This window comes from Nocardioides pyridinolyticus (assembly GCF_054653575.1).
In genome coordinates this window covers 54,374-77,674 of record NZ_BAAIFY010000020.1, presented here as the reverse complement: position 1 = coordinate 77,674, position 23,301 = coordinate 54,374, and the positions used below count along the sequence as shown (strand labels likewise).

Genomic DNA, 23,301 nt, shown 5'->3' with positions numbered 1-23,301 from the left:
GTCCCGCACGTTACGGTACGGTTCGGACCATGTCAATGGATCGGCTGACGACCACGTCGTACGTCGTACTCGGCATGGTGGCGGTGCGCGGACCCAGCACGTCCTACGACCTCAAGCGCGCCGTGAACCACTCGGTGGGCTACTTCTGGCCCTTCCCTCATGCCCAGCTCTACTCCGAGCCGAAACGGCTGGTGGAGCTCGGCCTGCTCGAGCTGGACGTGGAGCCGACCGGACGGCGTCGCCAGACCTACACGATCACCCCCGAGGGCCGCCGCGCGGTGACCGCCTGGCTGGCCGAGCCCACCACCGAGCAGCTCCAGGTCCGCGACGTCGCCGAGCTGAAGCTCTTCTTCGGCGAGCTGGCCCGGCCCGAGGACGTGCTGAACCTCGCCCGGGAGCAGATCCGCCAGCACGAGGAGCGGATCGACGTCTACGAGTCCATGCAGACCCGCTTCTCCGACCGCGAGGACGTCGCGGCGCGGATGGTGCCCCTGCAGCTGGGGCTGGAGCTGGAGTACACCGCGCTGAGGTTCTGGCGAGAGCTCCTGGAGGAGCGCAGCTCCCGGTAGCCGCGGGCTCGCCGAGTCGTCACTCGGTCTCGCGCTCGGGCAGCGGCGGCCTGGTGTGGTAGTCGCTGGCCTCGCTCACCCACCAGGCCTGCTCGGTCGAGAGCCCGGTCGGCGGATCCAGGGTGCCCGCGCAGATCCAGGTGTGCTGCGTGTCGTCGGACTGCCAGAACAGCGACGACCCACACTGTCGGCAGAAGGCGTAGCCGGCCTCCGGGGCGGGATGGAACCAGCGCAGGTTGCCGCCCTCGTCGTCGACGACGAGATCGGCGGCATCGGTCGCCGTGGCGGCCATGTGGTGGCCGGTGAACCGCCGGCACCGGTGGCAGTGACAGTTGTAGACGTTGCGGAGCTCGCCGAGGACCGAGAACGTGATCGCACCGCACAGGCACTGGCCGGTGGCCCGGGGCGTCTCTGGGGTCACGCGCGAGGGTAGGCCGGACGGATCGCGCCGCGTCAAGGAGGCCCCGCTCGCGCGGTCACCGCTCGGCGACCACGACCGCCGACCCGCTCGCGCCGATGGTGGCGATCTCGGGCGAGCCGGGGACGGTGAGGGGCAGGTCGAGCGGCGCCTCGACGTGCACGGTCACCGTCTCGGTGGCCTGGTCGATGTCGACGCTGAAGGTGAGACCGGGGTACGCCGCGTAGGCGCCGCTGGCGGCGAGGTGGTCGTGCACGGCCCGGCGGATGGCGTCGGCGGTGAGGTCGAGCCTGCCCTCGGGCACGCCGCCGGTGTACACCTCGCGGCCGGTCGCGCCGAGGTCGGCGCCGCGCAGGGCGGCGCCGTCGGCAACCGTGTTGAGGCCCTGCCGCTGGAGGTAGGCCGCGGACGCGTCGACGACCATCGCGATCGCCATCAGCAGCACGAACGCGAAGCCGACGACGAGGATCGTCGCCTGGCCCTCCTCAGTCCTGCGCCGCACCGGACACCTCCTGGAACTGGCCGATCGGCACGGTGTGGGTGGCGTCGAGGGCGATGCTCGGGGCGTCGCCGCCCAGGAAGTCCGGCAGCAGCGGGAGGTCGACCCGCGAGGCGACGCGCACCGTGATCACCGACGTGCCGCTGTGGCAGTCGTGGGGGTACGGCGAGCAGGTGATCCGCACGTCGACCGGCTCGTCGACCCCTTGGTCGGCGAGCGCCTGGCGGGCGGCGGCCTCGGCGCGGGCCCGGCCCGCGGCGTCGTTCGGGGCGAGGGCGTAGGCGCGCCCGGCGGCGCGGGTCGCGCCGTTGACGCCGAACGCACCGCGCTGCACGTCGAAGACGGAGACGACGATCCACAGGAGCGGGACGAGCAGCAGCACGCCGAGCCACACCAGCTCGACCAGGGCGCTGCCGCGCTCGTCCTTGGTCCTCACGGCCGCTGCTCCTCCACGGCGTGGCCGGTGACGGTGAGCTCGATGCCGGGACCGCCGAGGCCGAGCGCGGGCACGGTCGCGTGGACGACGACCTCCACGCCGGGCGCCCCGTCGACGGTGGCCGGGTGGGCGGCCACGTCCTGGGCGAACCGGCCCGAGACGGCGCCGTCGATCTGGCTCCGGGTCCGGGCGACGCCGTCGGCCGGGCCGCGATCGAGGGTGGCGGCGTACCGGGCGCCCTCGGCGGCGGCGGACGCGAGGGTGTTGCGCACGTGCAGGACGAGCGCGACCTGCAGGATGCCGAGGACGAGCGGGACCAGCACCACGAGGACGAGCACGAAGTCCACGACGGCGGACCCGCGCTCGTCGTGACGGGTCATCTGACCGACGAGAGGGCGGAGTCGAGCATCGCCTTGAGCTGCGGCTGCGCGATCGTCGTGAGGGCGACGACGATGCCGGCCGTCATCACGGTGATCATCACCCAGCCGGGCACGTCGCCGCGCTCGTCACGGACCCGCGGCGCGGTCAGCGCCAGCCAGATCCGGGCCATGGTCAGGGTCAGGTGTTCCATCGGTTCCTCCTCAGGGAGTGGTCATGCTCAGGCCGATGACGCCCGGCCAGAACGCGAAGAGCACGGTCACCGGCAGCACGAGGAACACCACCGGGACCATCATGAAGACCTCCTTGCGGGCGGCCGTCTCGATCAGCTCGCGGCGTCCGGCCTCACGGACGTCGGTGGCCTGGGCGTGCAGGACGTCGGCGAGCGGGGTGCCGCGCTCGACCGCGACCGCGATGCCCTGCGCGAAGCGGGCCACGACCGGGAGACCCGTCGACGCGGCCATCCGGTCGAAGGCGGTGCCGACGGGTTCGCCGGTGCGGATGTCGGCCAGCACGCGGGCGAGGTCGCGCGAGAGGTCGCCGGCGCTGCGGCGTACGACGCGGTCGAGGGCGGCGACCGGTCCTTCGCCGGCGGCCACGGAGAGGGCGAGCAGCTCGGCCACCGTGGGGAACTCCGCGAGGATCCGGCGCTCGCGCGACCGCACCTGGCTGGTGAGCCAGGTGTCGCGGACCAGGACGCCGGAGACGAAGGCGATCGCGCAGACCAGCAGCCAGGTCACGGCGGACGACGCCGGCGCGGTCAACATCCGGAGCACGCCGAGCGCGGCGGCCACACCGAAGCCGATGACGCCCCAGAGCACCTGCTGCACGCGGAACTCGTGCACGGTCAGGTCGAGGTCGGCGCGCTCGAGTCGGCGTCGCACGGTGGTCGTGCCGCCCAGCACGCGCTCGACGAGGTCGGCCGCCATCCGCACGGGCGAGTGGTCGGTCGGCACCGAGGAGCCCCGCGCCTGGGGCAGGTCGCGCACGTAGGGCAGGACGCGGACGGCCAGCTGGGGCCGGCGGATCACCCGGACCCGCGCGGCGACCAGCAGCATCCCGCCCGCGCACGTCGCGCCGAGCAATGCCCCCCACGTCGTGGGGCTCACGAGAGGATCCGCCGTTCGACCGGCAGCCGGCCGATGCGCATCATCAGCCGGTAGGCGACGACGCACGCGACGGCGCCGACGGTGAGCACCACGACGCCAGCGGGCGAGGCGTAGCGCCGGATCACGTCGGACTGGAACGACATCATCAGCAGCACCAGCCACGGCGCCGCGACCGCGAGGCGGGCACCGTTGACCGTCCAGGCCTGCCGCGACTCGAGCTCGGAGCGGGTGCGCAGGTCGTCGCGGAGGTACGCCGACAGGTCGCGCAGCAGCCGGCCGAGCTCTCCCCCGCCGACCTCACGGGCGACGCGGAGGCCCTCGATGACGCGGTCGCCGACCGGGTCGGCGAGCCGCTCCTTGAGCCGGTCGAGGCACTCGCCGAACCGCCCGGTGACCTGGTAGTCGAGCGCGAACTGGTCGAACGCCGGGCGCAGTGGTTGGGGACCTCGGGTCCCCAGCGCCGACAGGGCGTCCGGCAGCGACATGCCCGCGCGGACCGCCGAGACCAGGTTGTCGACGGCCTCGGGCCAGACCTCGGCGAGCTCGCGCTGCCGGCGCCGCGCGCGGCCGGTCACCACGGCCACGGGGAGCCAGGCGCCCATCAGGCCGAAGACGACCGCGACCGGCGGCGTACCGGAGACGGCCTGGAGGAGCGCCGTGGTCACGATCCCGCAGACCAGGCAGAGCACGACGAACCCCGTGGCCGATACCCCGCCGAGGCCCGCGCGCGACAACAGGTCGGCGGTGCGGCCGGTCCGGGTGGCCGGCGTGGTGGACCGGGGCAGGAAGAACGCACTCCAGACGAGCATCAGCCCGAGGCCGACGCCGAGACCGACGAGCGCGCCCATCAGGGGTCCCCGGCCAGGATCCGGTGCACGTCGAGCCCGGTGCGCTCGTAGCGCTCCGGATGCGGCGGGCGACCTCCGGTGCAGCGCAGCTCGCCGCCGCGGCGCTCGAAGACCGTCTCGGTCTCGATGACGTCGTTCTCGACACGGCCCGGCACGCCGACGACCTCGTTCACGCGGCGTACGCCGTGCTCGTCGATGCCGAGGTGGACCACGAGGTCGACGCTCGACGCGACCGTCGGGACCACGAAGCGGGCGGAGATGTTCTCGCCGGCCAGCAGCGGGAGCGTGCACATCTTGACCAGCGCCTCGCGCGCGGAGTTGGCGTGGATGGTGCACATGCCGGGCAGGCCGGCGTTGAGGGCGAGCAGCAGATCCAAGCACTCCTCGGCCCGGACCTCGCCGACGATGATGCGGCTCGGCCGCATCCGCAGGCTCTCCTTGACCAGCTGGCGCAGCCGGATCTCGCCGGTGCCCTCGAGTCCGCTCTGGCGGGTCTGGAGCGCGACCCAGTCGGGGTGCGGGAAGCGGAGCTCGAAGACCTCCTCCGCGGACACGACCCGCTCGCCCCCGGGGATCGCGGCGGCCAGGCAGTTGAGGGCGGTGGTCTTGCCGGCCTGGGTGCCGCCGGCGACCAGGATGTTCACCCCGGCGCGCACCGACGCCTCGAGGAAGGCGGCGGCCTGCGCGGTCAGGCTGCCGAGCTCGACGAGGTCGCGCAGCCGCGCGGCCCGGAGCACGAACTTGCGGATGTTCACGGCCGAGAACCCGTGGCTGATGCCCTCCAGCACGACGTGCAGCCGGTGCCCCTCCGGGAGCATCGCGTCGACGAATGGCTGGCTGAGGTCGATGCGGCGGCCGCTCGACTTGAGCATCCGCTCCACCAGTTCCTGCACCTGCGCGGAGCTGAGCACCAGGTTGGTCAGCTCGTGGCGACCGTGGCGCGCGATGAAGACGCGGCTGGGGTCGTTGATCCAGACCTCCTCCACCGCCGGGTCGTCGAGGAACGGCTGGAGCGGCCCGAAGCCCGACACCCGCGCGACCAGCTCGCCGACCATCGACTCCACGTCGGGGACCGGCGCAACCTGACCGGTGAGACTGCGGTCGTCGTGGGCCCGGACGACGCCCTCGGCGATGCGCCGGACGACGGCCGCGTCGCGCTGAGGGTCGACCGCCTCACGGCGTACCAGCTCGCGCACGTGCTGGTCGAGCTGCTCGACGAGCTGGTCGTGGGCGCCGCTGGTGGCGGCATGGGTCAAAGACATCAGGTCCCCCGAGTGGTTCCTTCTCCTGCGCAGTCTTTCCGCAGGTGGGCAGGTGAAACCAGGTCCGTTCGGCTACCTGTGGACAACGAGCCAGACGCGCGGAGGGCAGCGGCGGCGAGAAGCACCGCGCGACCCGTTCGATATGCGACCCGAGGTCTAGACCATGCCCTTGCTGTTCAGCTGGAACGTGACGCACGCCATACTCAGGCGTTGCAGATCCAGCCGCACCTGCCGAACGGCCCGAGACGCAGCTCGACCATCCGGCTCAGTGACAAGAGGGTTCACCGCTGGGACTCCCAGTGGTGTCCCGCTCAACGAATCCTGAGCGCCCGACAGGAGGGGTGCAGGTCGAGGAGGACCATCCTGGGGCAACGAAACACATGGCGAATGGGACTAGCCGTCGGGGCGCTGAGCGCCATGACCATGGTGAGCGCAGTCGACGTTCCCTCGTCGACGGCAGCCGACGCACCCTTGCTGTTCGGCCAGCTCCTCCAACACGACGGGACTCCGGCGGCGGGGGTGGACGTCACCGTGGTCGCCCTTCATGACGACGTGGACAACATCCAGCGGGCCACCCTCGTGGCCACCGTGACGACCTCTGCGGACGGATCGTGGTCCGTGGACGACCTGCCGGTCCCTGCAGGGACCTTGCTGGAGGCCAGGACGTTCTTCAACGGGCAGCCGTTGATCTACAACTTCGCCGCACCCGGAGACGCCACCGGCTCGGACTCCTCGCCGTTGGTCCTTCAGGAAGGCATCGGTCAGGTCGAGCAGAGCGACCAGGCCACGGCGGCCGCACCAGCCGCCGGCTTCGTTGACGACACCACGTGGATTGCTGGCGCTGGCGACGTCGAGACAGATCAGGACACCAGTGGGCCGGCCGACGCTCCCGACATGGGAGCTTTCGGAGCCGCACCGGACGCCGTCGGTCTGGACGCCTCGCCGAAGACGTGCAACTACGCCTACGTTCCGGAGAACAAGTACAAGAAGGTCTGGGTTCCGCTCAAGGTCAGCCGGACTTTGACCCACTCAAGGCTCCACTACTCGTTCACGACCACCAAGCAGTCCGACCTCGAGATCGCGGCCTACAGCAGCGACAGCGCCATGACAGCGGGCCTTGAAGGTTCGAGAAACGAGAGCGACTCCCTGACCGTCTCTCCAGGTTGGCCGCACGACACGAGCAAGTTGGTCAAGATGCAGTGGAGGTATCGGCGGTACCGAGCCTGGTGCTACGGCGGCCCGCCTCCGTCGCCCCCGCCGACCCCGCTGAACCTGTGGAAGTGGCGCCCGTACGAGACGTTGGAGTTCACCAAGCCTGTAAGCAACAACCCGGACTTCACCTGCCGAATCACCGGCCCGGTGAACAGCGAAGTGATCCTCAAGGACACCGTGACCACGAGCTGGGGCGGCTGGTTCGCCATCACGGTCAAGCCACCGCGAAGCACCAGCTCCATCACGACGTACTTGGACAACAAGCAGACCCAGACGTCGAGCACGTCACTGACGATCGACCCTGATGCGGGCGAAACGGCACGCTACTGCGGCAGCAACTCATCGTCCTTGTCGAACTCTGCGTTCGTTCGAGAAGTCACGTGAGCCGAGGCGCCTGTCTCCGCTTCCTCGGGGCACTCGCGGTCGGAATCGTGTTCGCGACGGCCGCGTGTGCGCCCGGGAGCGAACACAATCCGCCGCCGACTGGACCAGCGGACGGAGGTCCGGTCCCCGGGACCGAACCCCACGTGTGGTCGGTGAAGGCCGGCAACGTGGGAGAGGTCTTCAGCGACGGTTTCGAGACCTTCCAGAACACCGGAGCCGAGCCGGCGACGATCGTCTCGGTCACTCCGGATGGAGCAGACAAGGCCTTGGAGTTCCTGGGCGCACGCCTGGGGATGCCGGGACGCCGTGACGACTTCAACCAGAGGATGCCCGGCTATCCACCTGCGGCCGTCGCGCGGCGGTTCCAGGTGCCGGCAGAAGGCGCCACGCTGGAGCCGGGGGCGGTCTACATGCTCATTCTCGGCTACCGGATAACCGCCGACGCCTACGATGTCCGTGACAGCGTGACCGTCCGCTACCGGGTGGGGGCCGCGGAGTTCGAGCGTGTCATCCCGGCTTTTCTCGTCGCGTGTCCTACCTCCAGGTCAGAGGACGACTGTCTGGCATCGGTCACCAGCAGCTGGTGACCGGCTCTGGACCAGGCCGTCCCGGAAGCCGCTGAGGAGGCCCGGCTCAGATGCGCCGAACGCGCATCTGTGGTGCATCGGGGTTGTGGGCCGCTGCCGCCTCCCAGCCGCGGAGACAGCAAGCGCACGCCAGCAGGACCAGCGCCGCGTGGTCGCAGTCCTCGATCACGCAGATCAGCGTGACCCGGTATCCGGCCGGGCGACCGCACTCCTCCTCGCCGAGTGGGCTGCGATGGAGGCACTCGCAGCGAGGACGCGCTGAGGGGACGTTGGTGCTGAGGTCGGCGTGCGTGGACGTGGTCATGGGGTTCTCCTCCGAGCGGGACGTCCGCGACCCGTCCGGACCGCGGCTGCTCGCCACTGTCAGCGCGACCACCGACCGTCCGAGGGGGTCATCCACAGCCCCGGGAACAACTCCCGATTCAACGGGCCAGAACCCACGATTCAACGTGGGGGCGGCGCTCGGAGCGGGGGCAGTCTTTTCCGCAGGTGGACCGGTGAAACCAGGTCCGCTCCGCTACCTGTGGACAACGAGCCGGACGGCGCCGGGGAACGGGTCGTCCGGCGGAGGGTGGTCGGGCGCGGCGTCGATCACGGCTGGGCCACTCCCCGGCGCAATCCGTCGATCAGCGGCAGCGCCTCCACGGTCGCGAGCCGGGGCCGGTCGGCCGGAGTCGCCCCGAGGTGCCGGACGACCGCTGCGAGCTCGCCGATCGAGAGGGCCAGCTGGCGGGTCGACACCAGCACCCAGGAGCCGTCGGCGCCGGTGACACGGAGCCCCAGACCGGGGTCGTCAGGCACCGGCTCCGCCTGGCGGATCTGGTCCCAGCGGACCGCGCGGGTGCGGCCCACGCGCCGGGCCGCGATCCCCTCCGGAGTGAGCAGCAGTTGGTCGCGGCGGACGAGCAGCGCCACCGCAGCGGCCAGCATGACCGGAGCGGCCACGACCACGACGTACGCCCAGCCGGCGCCGCGCCGCCCCGGGCTGACGTCCTCCAGGCTGGACGCCAGCAGGAACGAGACCGCGATCAGCGTCAGGCCGGCCGCGACCAGCACCATCGCGACGGGACCGCTGATCACGCCCTGGAGGCGCGTGCCACCGGCGACCACCCGGAGCTCCGGCCGCGGGAACCACAGCCAGGCGTCGAGCGTGACCAGACCGACCCCGGCCAGGATGAGGGCCAGGCCGATCAGTCCCACGGAGGACCGCGTGGTGCCGCCGCCGATGGCGGCGAGCACGCCGAGCGCCAGCAGCAGCCCGAGCGTGCACACCGTCAGCACTATCCGGTTGGTGCGCACGGCACGGCTCACATCCCTCACAGACAGGTCATCCCCTGGCGGCGACCGTCAGAAACTCCCGACTCAATGGGGAGCAAGGCCCGACTCAACGGGGCGCAAGGCCCAACTCAACGAAGAGGTCAGTCCAGGATGGCCGGCGACGCCTCGTCCTCGCCCACCCAGTCCTCGGGGGCCTCGAACGGGTCGTCCTGGCCGCGGCGCTCCTCGTCCTTGCCGCGACCGCCGCGACCTGCGACACCGCCACGACGTGCCACACCGCCGCCGGCGGCGGCCGAGCCGCGCGCTCCTGCGCCCCGCACAGCCGCGCCGGTCCCGCGGCCACCCGCGGACCCACGACTGCCCGCCGAGGCGGCACCGCTACGCGCGGCGCCGACCCCGGACCGGGCAGCCGAGCCGCTCCGGGCAGCGGTTCCGGAGCTGGCCGCGCCCGCGCCCGGCGTGCCGGACACGCCGGCCGGGCGACCGAGGGCACCGGACACGCCGGTGCGTGAGGTGGCGCCGATCCCGCGGACACCGCTCGCGGCGGTGCCGGGGTTGACCAGGGCCGGGGTGATGGCGCCGCGGAGGCCTCCCGTGGCGAGGCCGGCACCGATGATGCCTCCCGCAGCGGCACCGCCTGCGGCCCCGGCGACACCGAGCCCGGCCGCGGGGCTGACGCCCCCGCCGGTGGTGCCGCCGACGGTCGTCGTACCCCCTGGCGTGCCCGGGTCGTAGGGCGTCAGCGGGGTGCCCTGCGGCGTGCCGCCGCTGCCGGTGGGCGGGAGGTTGTGCTCGCCGCCGCTGCCACCGGGAGTGCCGACGTCGCCACCCGTGGGGGCGAGGTGGTGCTCGCCGCGGCCGCCGGGAGTGCCCACGCCGCCACCGGAGGGGGCGGTGTGGCCACCGACGCCGCCACCGGGCGCCGAGACTCCCCGGTGGCTGCCCTGGTAGCCGCTCGGCGGAGGCGGCGGGGGCGGCTCACCGTGGATCTCGCGCATGGTGCCCGCGGACTTCGTGAACGTCGCGTCGAGCTGGTCGGCCCAATGCTTGGAGACGCGCTCGCGGCGCTGCTGCTCCTCGAGGTGGGCCGCCTCCGCGGCGCCGTGCTGCTGCTTGGCGGTGATGTACTCCGGGGACTTCGGGTCCGCGGTGGACCGGAACTCACCTGGGCCCGAGGTCTCCGGACCGAGGGTCTCGTACGCCGTGCGCGCGTCCTCCATCACGCCCTGGGCGTCACGCAGTGCTCGGACGCCGTGGCGCAGCTTCTCGGCGCGCTCGATCATCGCGGTCGCCGAGCGCTTGAACGCGGTGTCCATCGCCTGCGCGGTCTGCGCGCCGGCCTCGCCGGGCGGGATCGGCATCGTGGTCGCGTGGAGGCGTTGACCGAGCTGTACCAGGATCTCAGCACACTCGTCCCACTCCTGCGCACCGCCGCCGGCGCGACCCGGCATGATGCCGTTCAGCGCCTGGATCAGCCGGCGCTCCTCCGGACCGGGCATCAGTGGTCACCCCCGTGGCCCGCACCGCCCCCGTCGGAAGCCGGAGGGGCGATGCCGTTGTCGTGGAAGTCGCCGTCGGAGGCGTACGTCGCGGCCGCGCGGGTCCCGCGCAGGAGCTGCGCCTGCACGTCCTCGTCGAGGCCGAGGATGTCGGTGCCGAACTTCTCGACATTGCCGGCGAACGCGCGGAAGCCCGCCATCATCTCCTCGAGTGCCTCGACGACGTGGTGGTGCGCCGTCATCGTCTGGGCGTCGAGGTCACGGCCCGCGGGCGACGCGCCGAACGCCCCCTCGGTCTGGCCCGACGGCCGGCTCTCCCGGAGTATCCCGCCGGTCTCTTCCAGCATCGCGCTGATCCGGCCGATCGTCTCGCGGTCGACCCCGATGGTGCCGAGAAAATCGAGAACTCTCATTCTGCTGTGTTCCCCCTGTGCCCGAGAGCGTGGCCGCGCGTCCGCGTCCCGCCGTTGCCTTCACTCCGGGAAGTCCCCTGCCCAGGCCGGGGTAGAACGAAACCAGGACGGGTAGACCGATCTCGACCGGCTACGGTCGTCACCACTCTCGGACCCCCAGGAGCCCCATCTTGCGCCGGACCATCCTCGCCAGTCTCGTCGCGGCGACCCTCCTGCTCGCCGGGTGCGGCGACGGCGACGACCCGGAGGCCGTCCCCACCGGTACGCCGACCGACGCGACGACGTCCGCCGCCGCCGACCCGTCGGCGTCCGAGCCTGCGGTGGAGCCGGCGTCCGGCTTCCTCATCGACCTGGACCGGATCCGGATGAACGCGCCCGAGGGCTGGAAGAAGAACGACCCGCTGTCGACGTTCCTCCTCCAGGCCTACGACCCCGATTCCTACAGCCACGTGTCGCTCAGCGACCTGCCGGGCCAGGACGAGCCCTCACTGGAGGGTCTGGCCCAGTACACCCTCGACATCCGGAAGCGCTCGAAGCAGCTGGACCCCGTCGAGATCGCCGGGGTGGAGTGGTACCACGTCGCCGGTCCCAACGACCCCTACACGCGCTTCGAGCAGTTCGGCACCAGCCACAACGACAGCCTGGCCGTGATCGAGTTCCTCCTGGACAGGGACACCCCGGCGCAGGAGCAGCAGCAGATCATCGACTCGGTGCTGGCCTCCGTGGAGTGGAAGTAGCTCAGCGGAAGCGGAGCGTCCCCGGGAACCACCGGTCGGTCCACACCCGGTCGGTGCGCACCCGCGTGCCGGAGTACGGCGAGTGCAGCACGTAGCGCTGCCCCTTGGCGGCGCCCGCGAACACGCCGACGTGGTAGACGCCGCCGCCGTCGTAGAAGAACATCAGGTCGCCGCGCTGCATCTTGGCCCGGCTGATCCGGTGGGCGAAGCCCGCCTGCGCCGACGACGTCCGCGGGATGTTGCCGAAGCCGGCCCGGCGGAAGGCGAAGTAGGTGAGGCCGGAGCAGTCGAAGGCCCCGGGACCGGCGGCGCCGTACCGGTAGGGATCGCCCTTCTGCTTCCGGGCGATCTCCAGGGCGGAGACGATCTTCTTCGCGGTGCGCTCGCGGTGCGACTGCTGCTGGCGCTCCGAGGACTGGGCGGCGGCGTGGGCGTCGGCGGTCGGCGCGGTGGCCAGCAGCCCGACGGCGAGGGCGCCGCTCGCGACGGCGCGCAGGACGTGCTTGGTGAGCATGGTTCCTTCCGGCGCCTGTGAGGTGAGCTGTCGGGTTCGGACGCAGAAGGTGTCCGGCCACCGTGCTGGTGGCTTCACCCCGAGCCGCCGGCGGTGTCGTCGGCGGCGAAGGTGGGTCCCCCACTCCTGCCCGAGGACTCGATCCCGTGCCCCCGGCGGGCAGGACTCGGCGTGCCGGGGCGGGTGCCTGCCTGGTGCAGGCGAGCCAGGACCGTAACCACACGATCCGGGCGCGCGCGAACCGCCCACCCCGGATCCGCGTGGCCCCGGCCACACTCCCCGCGGGAGCCGTGACCGAGGAGTAGTTGAAGGTCACACAGTCACACGGCTGTGGTTCCCGCGACCAGCTCGATCAGGTCGGCGACGGAGTCGACCACGTGCGTCGGCCGGTACGGGAAGGTCTCGACCTGCTCGGGACGGGTCGAGCCGGTCGTGACCAGCATGGTCCGCAGCCCCGCCTCCAGGCCGCTGATGATGTCGGTGTCCATCCGGTCCCCGACCATCACCGTGGTCTCGGAGTGCGCCTCGAGGCGGTTCAGGGCGCTGCGCATCATCAGGGGGTTCGGCTTGCCGATGAAGTACGGCGTGCGTCCGGTCGCGGTGCTGATCAGCGCGGCGACCGACCCGGTCGCGGGGAGCATGCCGTGCTGGCTCGGCCCGCTCGGGTCGGGGTTGGTGGCGATGAAGCGGGCGCCCGCGGCGACCAGCCGGATGGCGCGGGTGATCGCCTCGAAGGAGTAGGTGCGGGTCTCCCCCAGCACCACGTAGTCGGGGTCCCGGTCGGTCATCACGTAGCCGATGTCGTGCAGCGCGGTGGTGATCCCCGCCTCGCCCACGACGTACGCCGTGCCGTTCGGCCGCTGCTCAGCGAGGAACTGCGCCGTGGCGAGCGCCGAGGTCCAGATCGCCTCCTCGGGCACGTCGATGCCGCTGCCGAGCAGGCGGGCCCGCAGGTCGCGCGGGGTGAAGATCGAGTTGTTCGTGAGCACGAGGAACCGGCGGCCGGAGGCCTTGAGCCGTTCGATGAACTCCTGGGCACCTGGGATCGGCACGTCCTCGTGCACGAGCACGCCGTCCATGTCGGTCAGCCAGGTCTCGATCGGCCGCGAGGTCATGGCGCCATCCTCCCAGCACCTAGCGGCCCCCTAGCGGCCCCCTAGCGACGAGGCAGCAGGGCCTCGATGCCGTCCGCGGGGTGCTCGCCCAGCACCCGTCCGCCCAACGACTCCACGACCGCGCGGGCCTGGCCGATCCGGTCCAGGGTGTCCTCGCCGTTCTCGGCGGCCCGACCCTCGGCCTCCACCCGGATGCGGAGCTGGCCGGCCTCCTCGCCGTGGAACACCAGCCGCACCAGCCCGCTGCTGCGACGGACCACGTCGGCCAGCAGCAGGTCCGTGACGTGCTCGACCGGGCCCGGCGTGTAGGTCAGCGCCAGGTTGCCCTCGGCCGCGGCGGTCAGCGTGCGGCTGCGGACGCCGAGGCGGTCCGCCCAGCGCTGCGCCAGCTGGGTCGCCAGGTCGACCAGCGGCAGCTCCGAGCCCGCGACCAGGCTGCCCCGGCGGGACAGCTCGACCAGCTCGCCCGCGATCGCGCTGACGTCGTCGACGGCGGCCAGGCTGCGGGCGGCGGCCTCCTTGACGTCCTCGGGGACGTCGTCGCGCAGCGTGAGCTCCTCGAGCTCGAGCCGGAGGCCGGTGAGCGGGGTCTTGAGGACGTGGGACGCGTGCTCGGCGAAGTCGCGCTCGCGGTGGACGCGGTGCTCGAGCTGGAGCGCGCTGGAGCGCAGCGCGGTCGAGATCGCGCGGGCCTCGGGGATCCGGGTCTTCGGCAGCTCGAGGTCGAACCGGCCGCGACCCAGGTTGCCGGCCGCGACGGCCAGCCGCTGGAACGGCGAGGAGAGCGCCGAGGCGATCACGAAGCCGGCGATGCCGGCGACCACGCCGATGAGGAGGAACAGCGCCACGATCGAGCCCAGGTCGCGCCCGACGATGTCCTTGATGACCTCGTCGGACTGGCTGAGCGTGATCGTGCCGCCCGCGACCTCCTCGGTGACCGCCAGGTCCTGGGACGGGTCGTCGTCGCCGGAGTAGTCGTCGCCCTCGACGACCACCGGCGCGCCCCGCCTCGGGTCGTGCTCGAGGCGGGTCTGCGGGCCCACCAGCGCCTGGAGGAACTCCTCGTCGACGGCGCCGCCGGAGGACTGGCGATCCTCGACGATCGCCGCGATCAGGCCCACCTCCTGCTGGAGCTGCTGCGCCTCCTGCTCCCGCACCAGGTCGCGCAGCACGAAGGAGCGCACGACGCCCGCTCCCAGCAGCAGGACCACTGTCAGGACGATGAAGGCGACGGTCAGGCGCTCACGCATCGTCCGTGCCGCCCTCGAGGCGGAAACCCACGCCCCGAACGGCCACGACCCGATCCGTCACACCCACGCTCTCGAGTTTCTGGCGCAATCGACCGATCGTGACGTCCAGCGTCTTGGTCGAGCCGTACCAGTTCTCGTCCCACACGTCGGCCATGAGCCGACCACGGGAGACCACCTTGTCCCGGTTGGCGGCCAGGATGTTCAGGACCTCGAACTCCTTGCCGGTCAACGGGACCTCCTCCGTGCCGGCGTACACACGCCGGGCCTCCACGTCGATCCGCAGGCCGTCGGTGGCCTGCTTCTCGGCCGTCGTGGGCGAGGAGGTACGGCGCAACAGCGCGCGCACGCGCGCCTGCAGCTCGGCCAGCCCGAAGGGCTTGGCCAGGTAGTCGTCGGCCCCGTAGTCGAGCCCGACCACACGGTCGAGCTCGCCGGCCCGGGCGGTGACGATCATGATCGCCCCCTCGAAGCCGGCCTCGCGGGCACGACGACAGACCTCCAGCCCGTCGATGTCGGGCAGCCCGAGGTCGAGGATCACCACTTCCGGAGCCGACGAAAGGGTGTCCAGGGCCTTCTGGCCGCTGTCCACCCAGGAGACGTCGTACCCCTCACGCTCCAGAGTGCGCACGAGGGGGAACGCGATGTCCTCCTCGTCCTCCACCACCAGAACTCGTTGCGCCATGGCCCTGAGCATAGGGGGCGCGACCCCGGGCTCGTTGACAGTCGTCACTGTTCGGCCCCCGCGCCGGCCCGGATCCGGTCCGGGGGAGCCGACGTGAGGGCGGGCTTCGTGCGGCGCGCCGCACGGCTCACCGCCAGCATCAGCAGGCCCACACCAGCCGCGACCAGCACCCACTGGAGCGGGCCACCCAGGACGAGGTAGGCGTAGCCGACGTACGGCAGCGCGAAGACGACGCGGGGCACCACGGGGCCGTCGGGCTCCAGCAGCCACGGGTCCGGCTCGGAGCGGGCGTCGCCCTGCGTGCGGATGCCGTGCGGGCCGATGTCGACGATGCGGTGGGTCACCAGGCCGTCCGTCTCGGCGGAGGCCGGCGGGCGGTAGGTGATGACGTCGCCGGGCCGCAGGTCGCTCACCGGGACGGATCGCTCGAAGACGACGCTGCCGCGCGAGATGGAGCCGGGACCGTCACCCGCCATCGAGTGGCCGGTCACGACGTAGCGCTGGAGACCCAGACCGATCGGCAGGAGGACCAGTACGGTCACCGGCGCGAGGACCACCACGAGCGCGACCAGCCGCCCCCACGGCGTCGACGCCGGGCGGTGCGGGGAGGTGGTGATCTCCATGGTCAGGGACTCTCCGAGTGTGGTTCGTCCGGGCGGGCGTCCGGCGCTCCCCCCAACAGCGCCGGACTGCCCGACCCGTCACCGGTCGGCCGGTGACCGTCCGCGCTCCCCCCAGACGCGCGGCCGGTCGTTTGTCATCCCGTCGTGGTGCTCAGTCGCTCCACGAACCCTCAGCACGCCCGGGATCCGAGTTGACCCACGTGTACGCGACCGTCGCCGGCTCGCCCTGGTTGGCGAACGGCGCCTCCTCCGGGAGCGAAACCGTGAACGTGAACGTGCTCGACCCCCCCGGATCGACCGTTCCCACGTCCTGCGCGATGTCGCTCATCGCGGCGAAGTCGCCGTCGTACAACGTCCTTCCGTCCTGGTCGATGACCAAGTGGAGCTCACCGTCCGCGAACGGTGAGGGGTCTCCTGTCTCCTGGAACGACAGTCGCGAGGCCAACCCGCCCGAGTTCCGGATGGTCACGCTCCGCGACACAGACTCCCCGGGCTCGATCTTGGTGATGGTCAAGGTCGCGCCCTGGTCGTCGTCCGCCAGCAGCCGGATCCCGGAGGAGCCTTCGCTGGCACTTGTCCAGGGGACGCCCATCACCATGGCCAGCACGCCGGCACCGACGACGCTGCCCACAGGAAGAAGGAACTTCCTCGCCATGGCGGCAATCGTCGTCGTGGTCATCAGCATCCCCCCGGTGCTTCAGGTGCTACATCCATGAAGGTAGGGCCGCCGGTTCCACGCCAGATCCACACGATCTCCACCGGAGAGCCACCGTTGGGTAACAGATGCCGGGCGGCGCCGGGCGCCTCAGGCGAACAGGTCGCCGCGCTCGGACACCCGCTCGAGGACCTCCTCGAAGTGGAACTGGCCGAGTTCCAGCGGGTCCTCCGCACCGCCCTCGACCTCGGCCCACGAGACGGGTGTGGCGACCGTCGGGTGCTCCCGCCCGCGGAGGGAGTACGGCGAGATCGTGGTCTTCGAGCCGGCGTTCTGCGACCAGTCCAGGAAGACCTTCCCCGACCGCTTCGCCTTGGTCATCGTCGCGGTCACCAGCTTCGGGTGCTCGGCCTGGAGCTCCTCCGCGACCTCCTTGGCGAGCGCGGTCGACTCGTCGGGGGCCAGCCGCTGGGGCAGCGTCGCGTAGAGGTGCAGGCCCTTGGAGCCGCTGGTGACCGGCCGGGCCTCGAGGTCGCGCTCGGCCAGCTTCTCGCGGACGAGCAGCGCCACCTGACAGCACTCGTGGAGCCCCGCCGGCTCACCCGGGTCGAGGTCGATCACGAGCCGGTCCGCTCCCCGGGGCTGGTTGTTCCGACCCACCGTCCACTGGTGCACGTGCAGCTCCAGCGCGGCCAGGTTGACCAACCAGGTCAGCGTGGCGAGGTCGTCCACGATCGGGAACACGAGCGTGTCGCTCGAGGACTGCGCCCGGGAGCCGGTGGTCGGCACCTTCGCGGTGTGCACCCAGGACGGCGTGCCGCCCGGGGCGTTCTTCTCGAAGAAGCTCGTGTCCTGGACGCCGTGGGGCCAGCGGATCCGGGTGACGCAGCGGCCGGCGAGGTGCGGGAGCAGGACGGGCGCGATCTGGGCGTAGTAGTTGAGCACCTCGCCCTTGGTCGTGCCGGTGCGGGGGTAGAGCACCTTGTGCAGGTTGCTGATCGTCAGCGTGCGCCCGTCGACCTGGACCCGGACCTCCTCCTTCTCCGCCACGCTCACCTGCCGATCGCGATGACGGGCCTGCGGTCGGGGTCGAGGCGGAACATCAGCGCGCGGATGAACCAGCGCGGCGCGCTCACGCATCCCGCGGTCGCTCCGGAGCCGTTGACGTGGAGGAAGATCCCGGAGCCGCGGTGGCGCACCTGGCGCTGGTTGAAGCTGGTGACGATCGACCACTCGTACTGCTGCCGGTAGTCCTGGAGCCGCTCGGAGGAGTTTGGGTCGCTCGCGGGCAGCCGCCACCGGAAGCCGCCCTGGCTCTTGTTGCGGTAGCGGTTGTAGTACGCCGAGGCGTTGTCCTGCACCCAGTAGTCGCCGTGGCGGACCTTGCGGTAGCGCAGCTTCCACGCCCGCTTCTCCGCCACCTGGCCGAAGGCCCACGGCAGCTCGTAGGTGCCGAGCGGGGTCGTGCCGGTCCCCTGCTGCCGGTCCACGCCGCGGACCAGCCCGCCGTAGCCGATCCGGCCATCGGTCGCCTGGAGCCGCCGCTCCCAGCCGTCGCCGTCCTTCGCCCAGAGCGTGACCCGGGCGTGGTGGCCGCCGGTGTGGTTGACCGTGACGACCTGGGTGGTGCCGGCCTTCAGGTTCACGGTGACGCCGTCGAGGCGGACGTGCCGCGGAGCGGCGGCGTCGGCCGGGAGCGGCGCCAGGAGGGTGAGGGCGAGGACGAGTGCGGCCAGGATCTTCATGCGAGGAGGTCCTCCGGTGTGAGGTCGGTGCGGACGCCCTGGAACGAGGGCTGCCGCAGTCGCTCGTACCCGCGGCCGTGCGTGTCGATGTCCACGACGAGGACCGGGTCCAGCCAGTGCGTGCCGCGCGCGTCGACGCGGGGCACCTCGTTGTCGAAGGGGCTCGCCTCACGCCCGAGCTCCGCGACCAGCCCGGCCAGCACCTTACCCTGCCGCGGCCCGATGCCGCTGCCCACCCGGCCGCGGTAGAGCAGCCCGTCGGCGGTCAGCTCCCCCACGAGCAGCGAGGCCAGGCGGTCGGACGTGCCCTCCTGCGGGCGCCAGCCGCCGACGACGTAGGACAGCCGGTGCCGGTGGGGCAGCTTGATCCAGTCCGCGCTCCGGACCCCGTACGCGTAGGGGGAGCGCCGTCGCTTGCTGACCACGCCCTCCAGACCCTGCTCCCGCGTGGCGGCCCAGAGCATGTCGCCGTCCTCGTAGGTCGGCGGCACCTGCCAGCCCTGCAGGTCGATGCTCTCGAGGAGCTCGCGCCTGACCTCCCAGGGCTCGTGGTGGAGCTCCCGACCGTCGAGACGTAGGAGGTCGAAGGCCATGTAGAAGGCGGGAGCCGAACGGGCGAGGCGTTCGATCTTCTTCGGGTCGCGGACGTGCATCCGATCCTGCAGCACCCGGAAGTCGGGGAGGCCGCGATCGTTCATCGCGATGATCTCGCCGTCCAGGACGAGGTCGCGGGAGGAGGCCGACCCGGCGATGTCGGGCCACGCGACCGTGACGTCGTTGCCGTTGCGACTGAAGAGCCGAGGGCCGGACGAGCCGTCCTCGACGAGGATCCGGATGCCGTCCCACTTCACCTCATGGACCCACGCGTCGCCTGAAGGCACTGCGGTCCCCCGGGTAGCGAGCATGGGTTGCATGCCGACATCATGCCTGTCGCCGTACAACAGGCGTCTGACGTCCGTGTTCGGGTACAACCCCCACCAGGACGTCCGGCGAGGCGTTCGATGAGTGGAGGGCTGCGCGACGGTCATACTGGCCGTGGTCGACAACCAGAGAGGCTTCCCCATGCGTGCGATCTGGAAGGGCGCGGTGTCGTTCGGGCTGGTCAGCGTGCCCGTGAAGCTGTACGCCGCCACCGAGTCCCACGACGTCTCGTTCCGGCAGGTGCACGCCAAGGACGGCGGGCGGATCAAGTACCAGCGGGTCTGCTCGCTCGACGGCGAGGAGGTCGCGTACGCCGACATCGCCAAGGGATACGAGACCGAGGACGGCGAGATGGTGATCCTCACCGACGACGACATGGCCGAGCTGCCGTCGACGTCGTCGCGCGAGATCGCCGTGGAGAAGTTCGTGCCCTCCGAGCAGATCGACCCGATGCTGTTCGAGAAGTCGTACTACCTCGAGCCGGAGAAGAGCGGCGCCAAGCCGTACGCCCTGCTCCGCCAGGCCCTCCTCGACGCCGACCGGATGGCCGTCGTCACCGTCGCCCTGAGGCAGCGCACGACCGTCGGCGTGCTGCGGGTCAAGGACGACGTGATCGTGCTCCAGACGATGATGTGGCCCGACGAGGTCCGCACCCCCGACTTCTCCGTCGAGACCGGCGACGTGAAGCCGCAGGAGGTCAAGATGGCGAACATGCTCGTCGAGACCCTCGCGGGCGACTTCGACCCGACCGAGTTCGAGGACGACTACGCCGAGGCCGTCGAGGCGCTCGTGAAGGCCAAGATCGAGGGCGGCGAGGTGAAGCGCACCGCCACCTCCACCAAGTCCTCCGGCGAGGTCGTCGACCTCCTCGCCGCCCTCCAGCGCTCCGTCGACGCGGCCAAGACCGCCCGGGGCGAGTCGTCCGCCGATGACGAGGACGACGAGGACGACGAGGACGAGAAGCCGGCGAAGAAGACCGCCTCGAAGAAGTCCACCGCCAAGAAGGCGCCCGCGAAGAAGACGGCGGCCAAGAAGACCGCCAAGAAGTCGACGACGAAGAAGGCCGCCGCCAAGAAGGCCAGCTGAGGTCTCGGTGCCGGGCGGAGTCGGCGAGCTCCGCCGTCGCCCAAGCGGCGCAATTGCGCCGCAAGTGCAGCCCGCACCGCGCCTGAGTCGTCCTTTCAGCGCAATTGCGCCGAAAGGTCGACCGCTCCCGTTCCCGGCTCCGACGAGCTCACGCCAGCGGAGGCCCGACCTCTACGCGCACGACTGCGAGGCGGGATGGTCGGGGTTCTGCTCCGGGCTCATCGGCGCGAGTGCAGAGCTGGCTCAGCGCGACCCCTTGATGGGATAGACGGCAGTGTCAGGCACCAGGCGCACCAGATCGACCGTCGAACCTCCCCTCACGCAGGGCGACGCGCGGCGAGGAAGGTCATGTCGTCTTCGGGGTCGAATTCGGACGCCAGCTTGGCCCACGTGTCGACAACATCCTGCGCGGTGCCTGCCGCCTGGTTCGCTCTGATCGCGAACTCGAGGACGGCCGCGCCGTCGGCGAACGGGTCGAGGAAGCCGTCGCTGGCCGTCATGAACGTCTCGCCGGGCTGCAGGACCGTCCGCCCGGAGCTCCACCGCTCCCCCCGTAGCGCGCCCAGCGGAAGTCCCCCGGTCTCGAGTCGCCGCATCGCGCCGTCCGGTCCTAGGACGAGCGCCAGACCGTGTCCGGCGTCGACGTACTCCACGCTCCAGTCCCGCTCGTCGATGCGGGCGAGGAAGGCGGTGACGAACACCCCGGAGCGTTCGAGGTCGTCCTCGAGCGCCAGGGCCGCACGGGTGACGGCCTCGGCCGCCTCGTTGAAGCGGAGGCCGGCTCGCAGGACCGCGCGGACGTTCGCGGCGACGATGCCGGTCGACAGCCCCTTGCCCATCACATCGGCGATGAGCAGCTGGACACGACCGTCGGGCAGGGTGAACCAGTCGAAGAAGTCACCGCCGATCCAGCGTGCGGGATGGCACATCCCGGCGACCTGGAGCTCACGGGTCGGCGGCGGCGCTGGGGGCAGCAGGTCGGCCTGGACCTGAGCGGCCCGGTCGAGCTCGTCCTGCATCGCGAGCTCTCGCTCGACCCAGTCGGCGAGGAGCCTCAGCAGATCGATCTGGTCGTCGGTGAGGTCCCGGGGGCGGTCGTCGACGAGACAGATCGCGCCGAGCCGCTCGCCGGTCGGAGCGGCAAGAGGCTGGCCGGCGTAGAAGCGGATGTTCGGATCCCCGGTGACCAAAGGGTTCGCAGCGAAGCGGCTGTCGGTCCGGGCGTCGGAGACCACGAGGGGACCAGGCGTCTGGCTCGTGTGCGCGCAGAACGAGTCCTCTCGTGGGGTGATGAGGCCGGTCCCGATTCGAACGTGGTGTCGGTGGCCTGAGCAGCGGCGGGCAACGCCTCCAGGCCGTCGAGGACAGCGAGCCTCTCTGCGGCCACAGGGTCAGGCGTCGCCGCCACGCCTGTCCTTTCCTCACGACTCCACATCCTGGGCCTCGTGTGCACGTGTGCCGGAGACCGAAGCCGATGATGCGACGACCGAGTACCCAGATGCTCCGGAGGTTAGCAACGCCGGACGTCGTCAGGGACCCGCGCCGGGTCATGACACGACGCGGGACCCCTCCTTCGCGGGGGCGAGGTCGATCCCGGACCCTGCGAGCAGCACGGCCGCGGTCTCGCTGACCAGCACCTCGCCGGGCGGTGCCGCCTCGGCCAGCGCGATCGCTCGGTCGACCCCGTCGCCCGCCACCGGCCCGCCCACGACGACCACCTCCGCGATCCCGACGCCCGCGGAGACCGGCCCCGTGAGGGCACCCGCGGCGCGGACGGCGGTGGCCGGGCCGTCGAAGAGCACGACCGGGGTGCCGTCGGCGTGGGTGCGCAGGCGTCCGCCGCCGGCGACGAGCGTCTGTCGTGCGGTCTCCGCCGCCGGTCCAGCGACCGCGACGACGGCGGCGAGCGCGCGGTGGGGCTCCTGCTCGGGGAGCGACCGCACGAACGGCTCCGCCTCGTCGAGCACCTGATCGGCGTCGCTCCACGGCAGGTGGTCGCTCCCGCTGAGCAGCCGCAGTACCGCACCGGGCACCCGCTCGGCGATGTAGCCGCTCCCACGGTGGTCGAGCACCTTGTCCCCGGTGCGGTGCAGCAGCAGCGTCGGCGCGGAGATCGTCGGGAGGACGTGGCGCACGTCGACCAGGCTGTTCATGTCCAGGAGCGCCCGCACCGTGGTCGGCGTCGCGGCGGCACCCATCCGGCGCTGCCACCACAGCTCCATCGCCCGGTCCGCCGACGGGCAGCGCCAGCGCAGGTCGGCGGGCCAGTCCCACGAGGTGACCAGCCGCTCGGTGTAGGCGGTCCGCTCCTGCGGGGTCTGCGCCCACGGGTAGTCCGGAGCCCAGCCGCGGCGGGCGTAGCCGCCGTACAGCACGAGCCCCCGCACCCGCTCCGGGTGCAGGGCGGCCATCAGCAGCGCCATCGGGACGCCCTCCGAGTAGCCCACCAGCACCGCGCGACCCGACGCGGCGGCGTCCATCACGGCGAGGATGTCGTGCATCCGCGTCTCGAGGTCGGGTACGCCGGAGGGCCGGTCGGACATGCCCGTGCCGCGCTTGTCGAACCGGAGCAGCCGGCCCATCCGGCCGAGGCGGTCGAGGAAGTGCGCGTGCCGCGGATCGTCCCAGTCCAGGTCGAGGTGCGACACGAAGCCGGAGATCAACACCAGGTCGAGGTCACCGCCGCCGCTGACCTGGTAGGCGACGTGCAGGCCGTCGCTCACGGTGTAACGGACCGGCGGCCGGTCCTCGACGACCGGCTCGTCCGCGACGTCGCCGACGAAGCGGTAGCCGCGGCCGTGAACGGTCCGCACCAGGGACTGCGTGCGGCCGTCGTCGCCGAGCGCCCGGCGGACCTGCTTGATCCGGCTGGTCACCGCGGTCTCGCTGATGAACCGGCCGCCCCAGACGGCGTCCATCAGCTCCTCCTTCGCGACGACGCGCTCGCGGTGGTGGACCAGGTGCACGAGGACGTCGAAGGCCTGCGGCTCCAGGGGTACGGCGTGGCCGTCCCGGCGGAGCTCGAACACCGTCTCGTCGAGCTCCAGGCCGCCGGCCAGGATCAGGACCACGCAGGCCATG

At 71.7% G+C, this 23,301-nt stretch carries 28 protein-coding genes and 1 riboswitch; of the genes, 5 read left to right on the top strand and 23 right to left on the bottom strand.

What is annotated here, in order from left to right:
- The first annotated feature begins 29 nt into the window (after positions 1–29).
- Complete coding sequence (locus ACYQ0U_RS16690; protein WP_459974916.1) at positions 30–569, top strand: PadR family transcriptional regulator; 540 nt, start codon at positions 30–32, stop codon at positions 567–569.
- Between the two features lie 19 nt (positions 570–588).
- Here ACYQ0U_RS16690 and ACYQ0U_RS16685 read toward each other — a convergent pair whose 3' ends face one another.
- The 8 genes from ACYQ0U_RS16685 to ACYQ0U_RS16650 are packed head-to-tail and all read right to left on the bottom strand — an operon-like array spanning position 589 to position 5,519.
- Entirely contained in the window at positions 589–990 is a 402-nt protein-coding gene (locus tag ACYQ0U_RS16685; RefSeq protein ID WP_459974914.1) for a GFA family protein, read from the bottom strand.
- 55 nt (positions 991–1,045) lie between these two features.
- Entirely contained in the window at positions 1,046–1,489 is a 444-nt protein-coding gene (locus tag ACYQ0U_RS16680; protein WP_459974912.1) for a Tad domain-containing protein, read from the bottom strand.
- Complete coding sequence (locus tag ACYQ0U_RS16675; protein ID WP_459974911.1) at positions 1,473–1,922, bottom strand: hypothetical protein; 450 nt, start codon at positions 1,920–1,922, stop codon at positions 1,473–1,475. Before ACYQ0U_RS16675 ends, ACYQ0U_RS16680 begins: the two co-directional genes overlap by 17 nt.
- Positions 1,919–2,302: a TadE/TadG family type IV pilus assembly protein gene (locus tag ACYQ0U_RS16670; protein ID WP_459974910.1), complete on the bottom strand. Its 384-nt coding sequence runs from the start codon at positions 2,300–2,302 to the stop codon at positions 1,919–1,921. The genes ACYQ0U_RS16675 and ACYQ0U_RS16670 overlap by 4 nt, the downstream gene beginning before the upstream one ends.
- On the bottom strand, positions 2,299–2,493 hold the full coding sequence (locus ACYQ0U_RS16665; RefSeq protein ID WP_459974909.1) for a hypothetical protein: 195 nt from the start codon (positions 2,491–2,493) through the stop codon (positions 2,299–2,301). The genes ACYQ0U_RS16670 and ACYQ0U_RS16665 overlap by 4 nt, the downstream gene beginning before the upstream one ends.
- A 10-nt stretch (positions 2,494–2,503) precedes the next feature.
- On the bottom strand, positions 2,504–3,409 hold the full coding sequence (locus ACYQ0U_RS16660) for a type II secretion system F family protein (RefSeq protein ID WP_459974907.1): 906 nt from the start codon (positions 3,407–3,409) through the stop codon (positions 2,504–2,506).
- Entirely contained in the window at positions 3,406–4,257 is an 852-nt protein-coding gene (locus ACYQ0U_RS16655; protein ID WP_459974905.1) for a type II secretion system F family protein, read from the bottom strand. The genes ACYQ0U_RS16660 and ACYQ0U_RS16655 overlap by 4 nt, the downstream gene beginning before the upstream one ends.
- Positions 4,257–5,519 (bottom strand): TadA family conjugal transfer-associated ATPase, encoded by a 1,263-nt coding sequence (locus ACYQ0U_RS16650; RefSeq protein WP_459974903.1) that lies wholly within the window; start codon positions 5,517–5,519, stop codon positions 4,257–4,259. Before ACYQ0U_RS16650 ends, ACYQ0U_RS16655 begins: the two co-directional genes overlap by 1 nt.
- Positions 5,520–5,936: 417 nt before the next feature.
- Between ACYQ0U_RS16650 and ACYQ0U_RS16645 the strand changes: the two genes are divergently transcribed.
- Both ACYQ0U_RS16645 and ACYQ0U_RS16640 read left to right on the top strand, forming a co-directional pair.
- The gene (locus ACYQ0U_RS16645) at positions 5,937–7,115 is read left to right on the top strand and encodes a hypothetical protein (protein WP_459974901.1); all 1,179 of its coding nucleotides are present in this window, start codon (positions 5,937–5,939) and stop codon (positions 7,113–7,115) included.
- Between the two features lie 152 nt (positions 7,116–7,267).
- The gene (locus ACYQ0U_RS16640) at positions 7,268–7,702 is read left to right on the top strand and encodes a hypothetical protein (RefSeq protein ID WP_459974938.1); all 435 of its coding nucleotides are present in this window, start codon (positions 7,268–7,270) and stop codon (positions 7,700–7,702) included.
- Between the two features lie 46 nt (positions 7,703–7,748).
- On the opposite strand, the gene ACYQ0U_RS16635 is transcribed toward ACYQ0U_RS16640, so the two are convergent.
- The 4 genes from ACYQ0U_RS16635 to ACYQ0U_RS16620 all read right to left on the bottom strand — a co-directional run bounded on the left by ACYQ0U_RS16635 (position 7,749) and on the right by ACYQ0U_RS16620 (position 10,892).
- Positions 7,749–8,006, bottom strand: coding sequence for a hypothetical protein (locus ACYQ0U_RS16635; protein WP_459974900.1), 258 nt, complete (start codon positions 8,004–8,006; stop codon positions 7,749–7,751).
- 287 nt (positions 8,007–8,293) lie between these two features.
- Positions 8,294–9,001, bottom strand: coding sequence for a hypothetical protein (locus ACYQ0U_RS16630; RefSeq protein ID WP_459974898.1), 708 nt, complete (start codon positions 8,999–9,001; stop codon positions 8,294–8,296).
- Between the two features lie 119 nt (positions 9,002–9,120).
- On the bottom strand, positions 9,121–10,479 hold the full coding sequence (locus tag ACYQ0U_RS16625) for a hypothetical protein (RefSeq protein WP_459974896.1): 1,359 nt from the start codon (positions 10,477–10,479) through the stop codon (positions 9,121–9,123).
- On the bottom strand, positions 10,479–10,892 hold the full coding sequence (locus ACYQ0U_RS16620; protein WP_459974894.1) for a hypothetical protein: 414 nt from the start codon (positions 10,890–10,892) through the stop codon (positions 10,479–10,481). The genes ACYQ0U_RS16625 and ACYQ0U_RS16620 overlap by 1 nt, the downstream gene beginning before the upstream one ends.
- Positions 10,893–11,062: 170 nt before the next feature.
- Here ACYQ0U_RS16620 and ACYQ0U_RS16615 point away from each other — a divergent pair, with 170 nt between their 5' ends.
- Positions 11,063–11,629 carry a hypothetical protein gene (locus ACYQ0U_RS16615; protein WP_459974892.1) on the top strand — a complete coding sequence of 189 codons (567 nt, stop codon included), beginning with the start codon at positions 11,063–11,065 and terminating at the stop codon, positions 11,627–11,629.
- A gap of 1 nt (position 11,630) precedes the next feature.
- On the opposite strand, the gene ACYQ0U_RS16610 is transcribed toward ACYQ0U_RS16615, so the two are convergent.
- The 9 genes from ACYQ0U_RS16610 to ligD (ACYQ0U_RS16570) form a co-directional block, all read right to left on the bottom strand.
- A complete protein-coding gene (locus tag ACYQ0U_RS16610) occupies positions 11,631–12,143 on the bottom strand; it encodes a C40 family peptidase (protein WP_459974890.1) in 513 nt (170 codons plus the stop codon).
- A gap of 15 nt (positions 12,144–12,158) precedes the next feature.
- A riboswitch (cyclic di-AMP (ydaO/yuaA leader) is annotated at positions 12,159–12,284 on the bottom strand.
- A gap of 179 nt (positions 12,285–12,463) precedes the next feature.
- Complete coding sequence (locus ACYQ0U_RS16605; protein ID WP_459974888.1) at positions 12,464–13,258, bottom strand: HAD-IIA family hydrolase; 795 nt, start codon at positions 13,256–13,258, stop codon at positions 12,464–12,466.
- A gap of 41 nt (positions 13,259–13,299) precedes the next feature.
- Positions 13,300–14,508, bottom strand: coding sequence for a histidine kinase dimerization/phospho-acceptor domain-containing protein (locus tag ACYQ0U_RS16600; RefSeq protein ID WP_459974886.1), 1,209 nt, complete (start codon positions 14,506–14,508; stop codon positions 13,300–13,302).
- Positions 14,501–15,190: a response regulator transcription factor gene (locus tag ACYQ0U_RS16595; RefSeq protein ID WP_459974884.1), complete on the bottom strand. Its 690-nt coding sequence runs from the start codon at positions 15,188–15,190 to the stop codon at positions 14,501–14,503. Before ACYQ0U_RS16595 ends, ACYQ0U_RS16600 begins: the two co-directional genes overlap by 8 nt.
- Positions 15,191–15,234: 44 nt before the next feature.
- Positions 15,235–15,813: a S24/S26 family peptidase gene (locus ACYQ0U_RS16590; RefSeq protein WP_459974882.1), complete on the bottom strand. Its 579-nt coding sequence runs from the start codon at positions 15,811–15,813 to the stop codon at positions 15,235–15,237.
- A 151-nt stretch (positions 15,814–15,964) separates the two neighbouring features.
- Positions 15,965–16,492 carry a COG1361 family protein gene (locus ACYQ0U_RS16585; RefSeq protein WP_459974881.1) on the bottom strand — a complete coding sequence of 176 codons (528 nt, stop codon included), beginning with the start codon at positions 16,490–16,492 and terminating at the stop codon, positions 15,965–15,967.
- A gap of 126 nt (positions 16,493–16,618) precedes the next feature.
- On the bottom strand, positions 16,619–17,524 hold the full coding sequence (ligD, locus tag ACYQ0U_RS16580) for a non-homologous end-joining DNA ligase (RefSeq protein WP_459974880.1): 906 nt from the start codon (positions 17,522–17,524) through the stop codon (positions 16,619–16,621).
- The gene (locus ACYQ0U_RS16575) at positions 17,521–18,213 is read right to left on the bottom strand and encodes a L,D-transpeptidase family protein (RefSeq protein ID WP_459974878.1); all 693 of its coding nucleotides are present in this window, start codon (positions 18,211–18,213) and stop codon (positions 17,521–17,523) included. The genes ligD (ACYQ0U_RS16580) and ACYQ0U_RS16575 overlap by 4 nt, the downstream gene beginning before the upstream one ends.
- On the bottom strand, positions 18,210–19,118 hold the full coding sequence (gene ligD / locus ACYQ0U_RS16570) for a non-homologous end-joining DNA ligase (protein WP_459974936.1): 909 nt from the start codon (positions 19,116–19,118) through the stop codon (positions 18,210–18,212). Before ligD (ACYQ0U_RS16570) ends, ACYQ0U_RS16575 begins: the two co-directional genes overlap by 4 nt.
- Positions 19,119–19,275: 157 nt before the next feature.
- Here ligD (ACYQ0U_RS16570) and ku point away from each other — a divergent pair, with 157 nt between their 5' ends.
- On the top strand, positions 19,276–20,220 hold the full coding sequence (gene ku / locus ACYQ0U_RS16565; protein WP_459974876.1) for a non-homologous end joining protein Ku: 945 nt from the start codon (positions 19,276–19,278) through the stop codon (positions 20,218–20,220).
- A 317-nt stretch (positions 20,221–20,537) separates the two neighbouring features.
- Here ku and ACYQ0U_RS16560 read toward each other — a convergent pair whose 3' ends face one another.
- Positions 20,538–21,512 carry a SpoIIE family protein phosphatase gene (locus ACYQ0U_RS16560; RefSeq protein ID WP_459974934.1) on the bottom strand — a complete coding sequence of 325 codons (975 nt, stop codon included), beginning with the start codon at positions 21,510–21,512 and terminating at the stop codon, positions 20,538–20,540.
- 255 nt (positions 21,513–21,767) lie between these two features.
- Entirely contained in the window at positions 21,768–23,291 is a 1,524-nt protein-coding gene (locus tag ACYQ0U_RS16555) for an alpha/beta hydrolase (protein WP_459974874.1), read from the bottom strand.
- Positions 23,292–23,301: the final 10 nt, after the last annotated feature.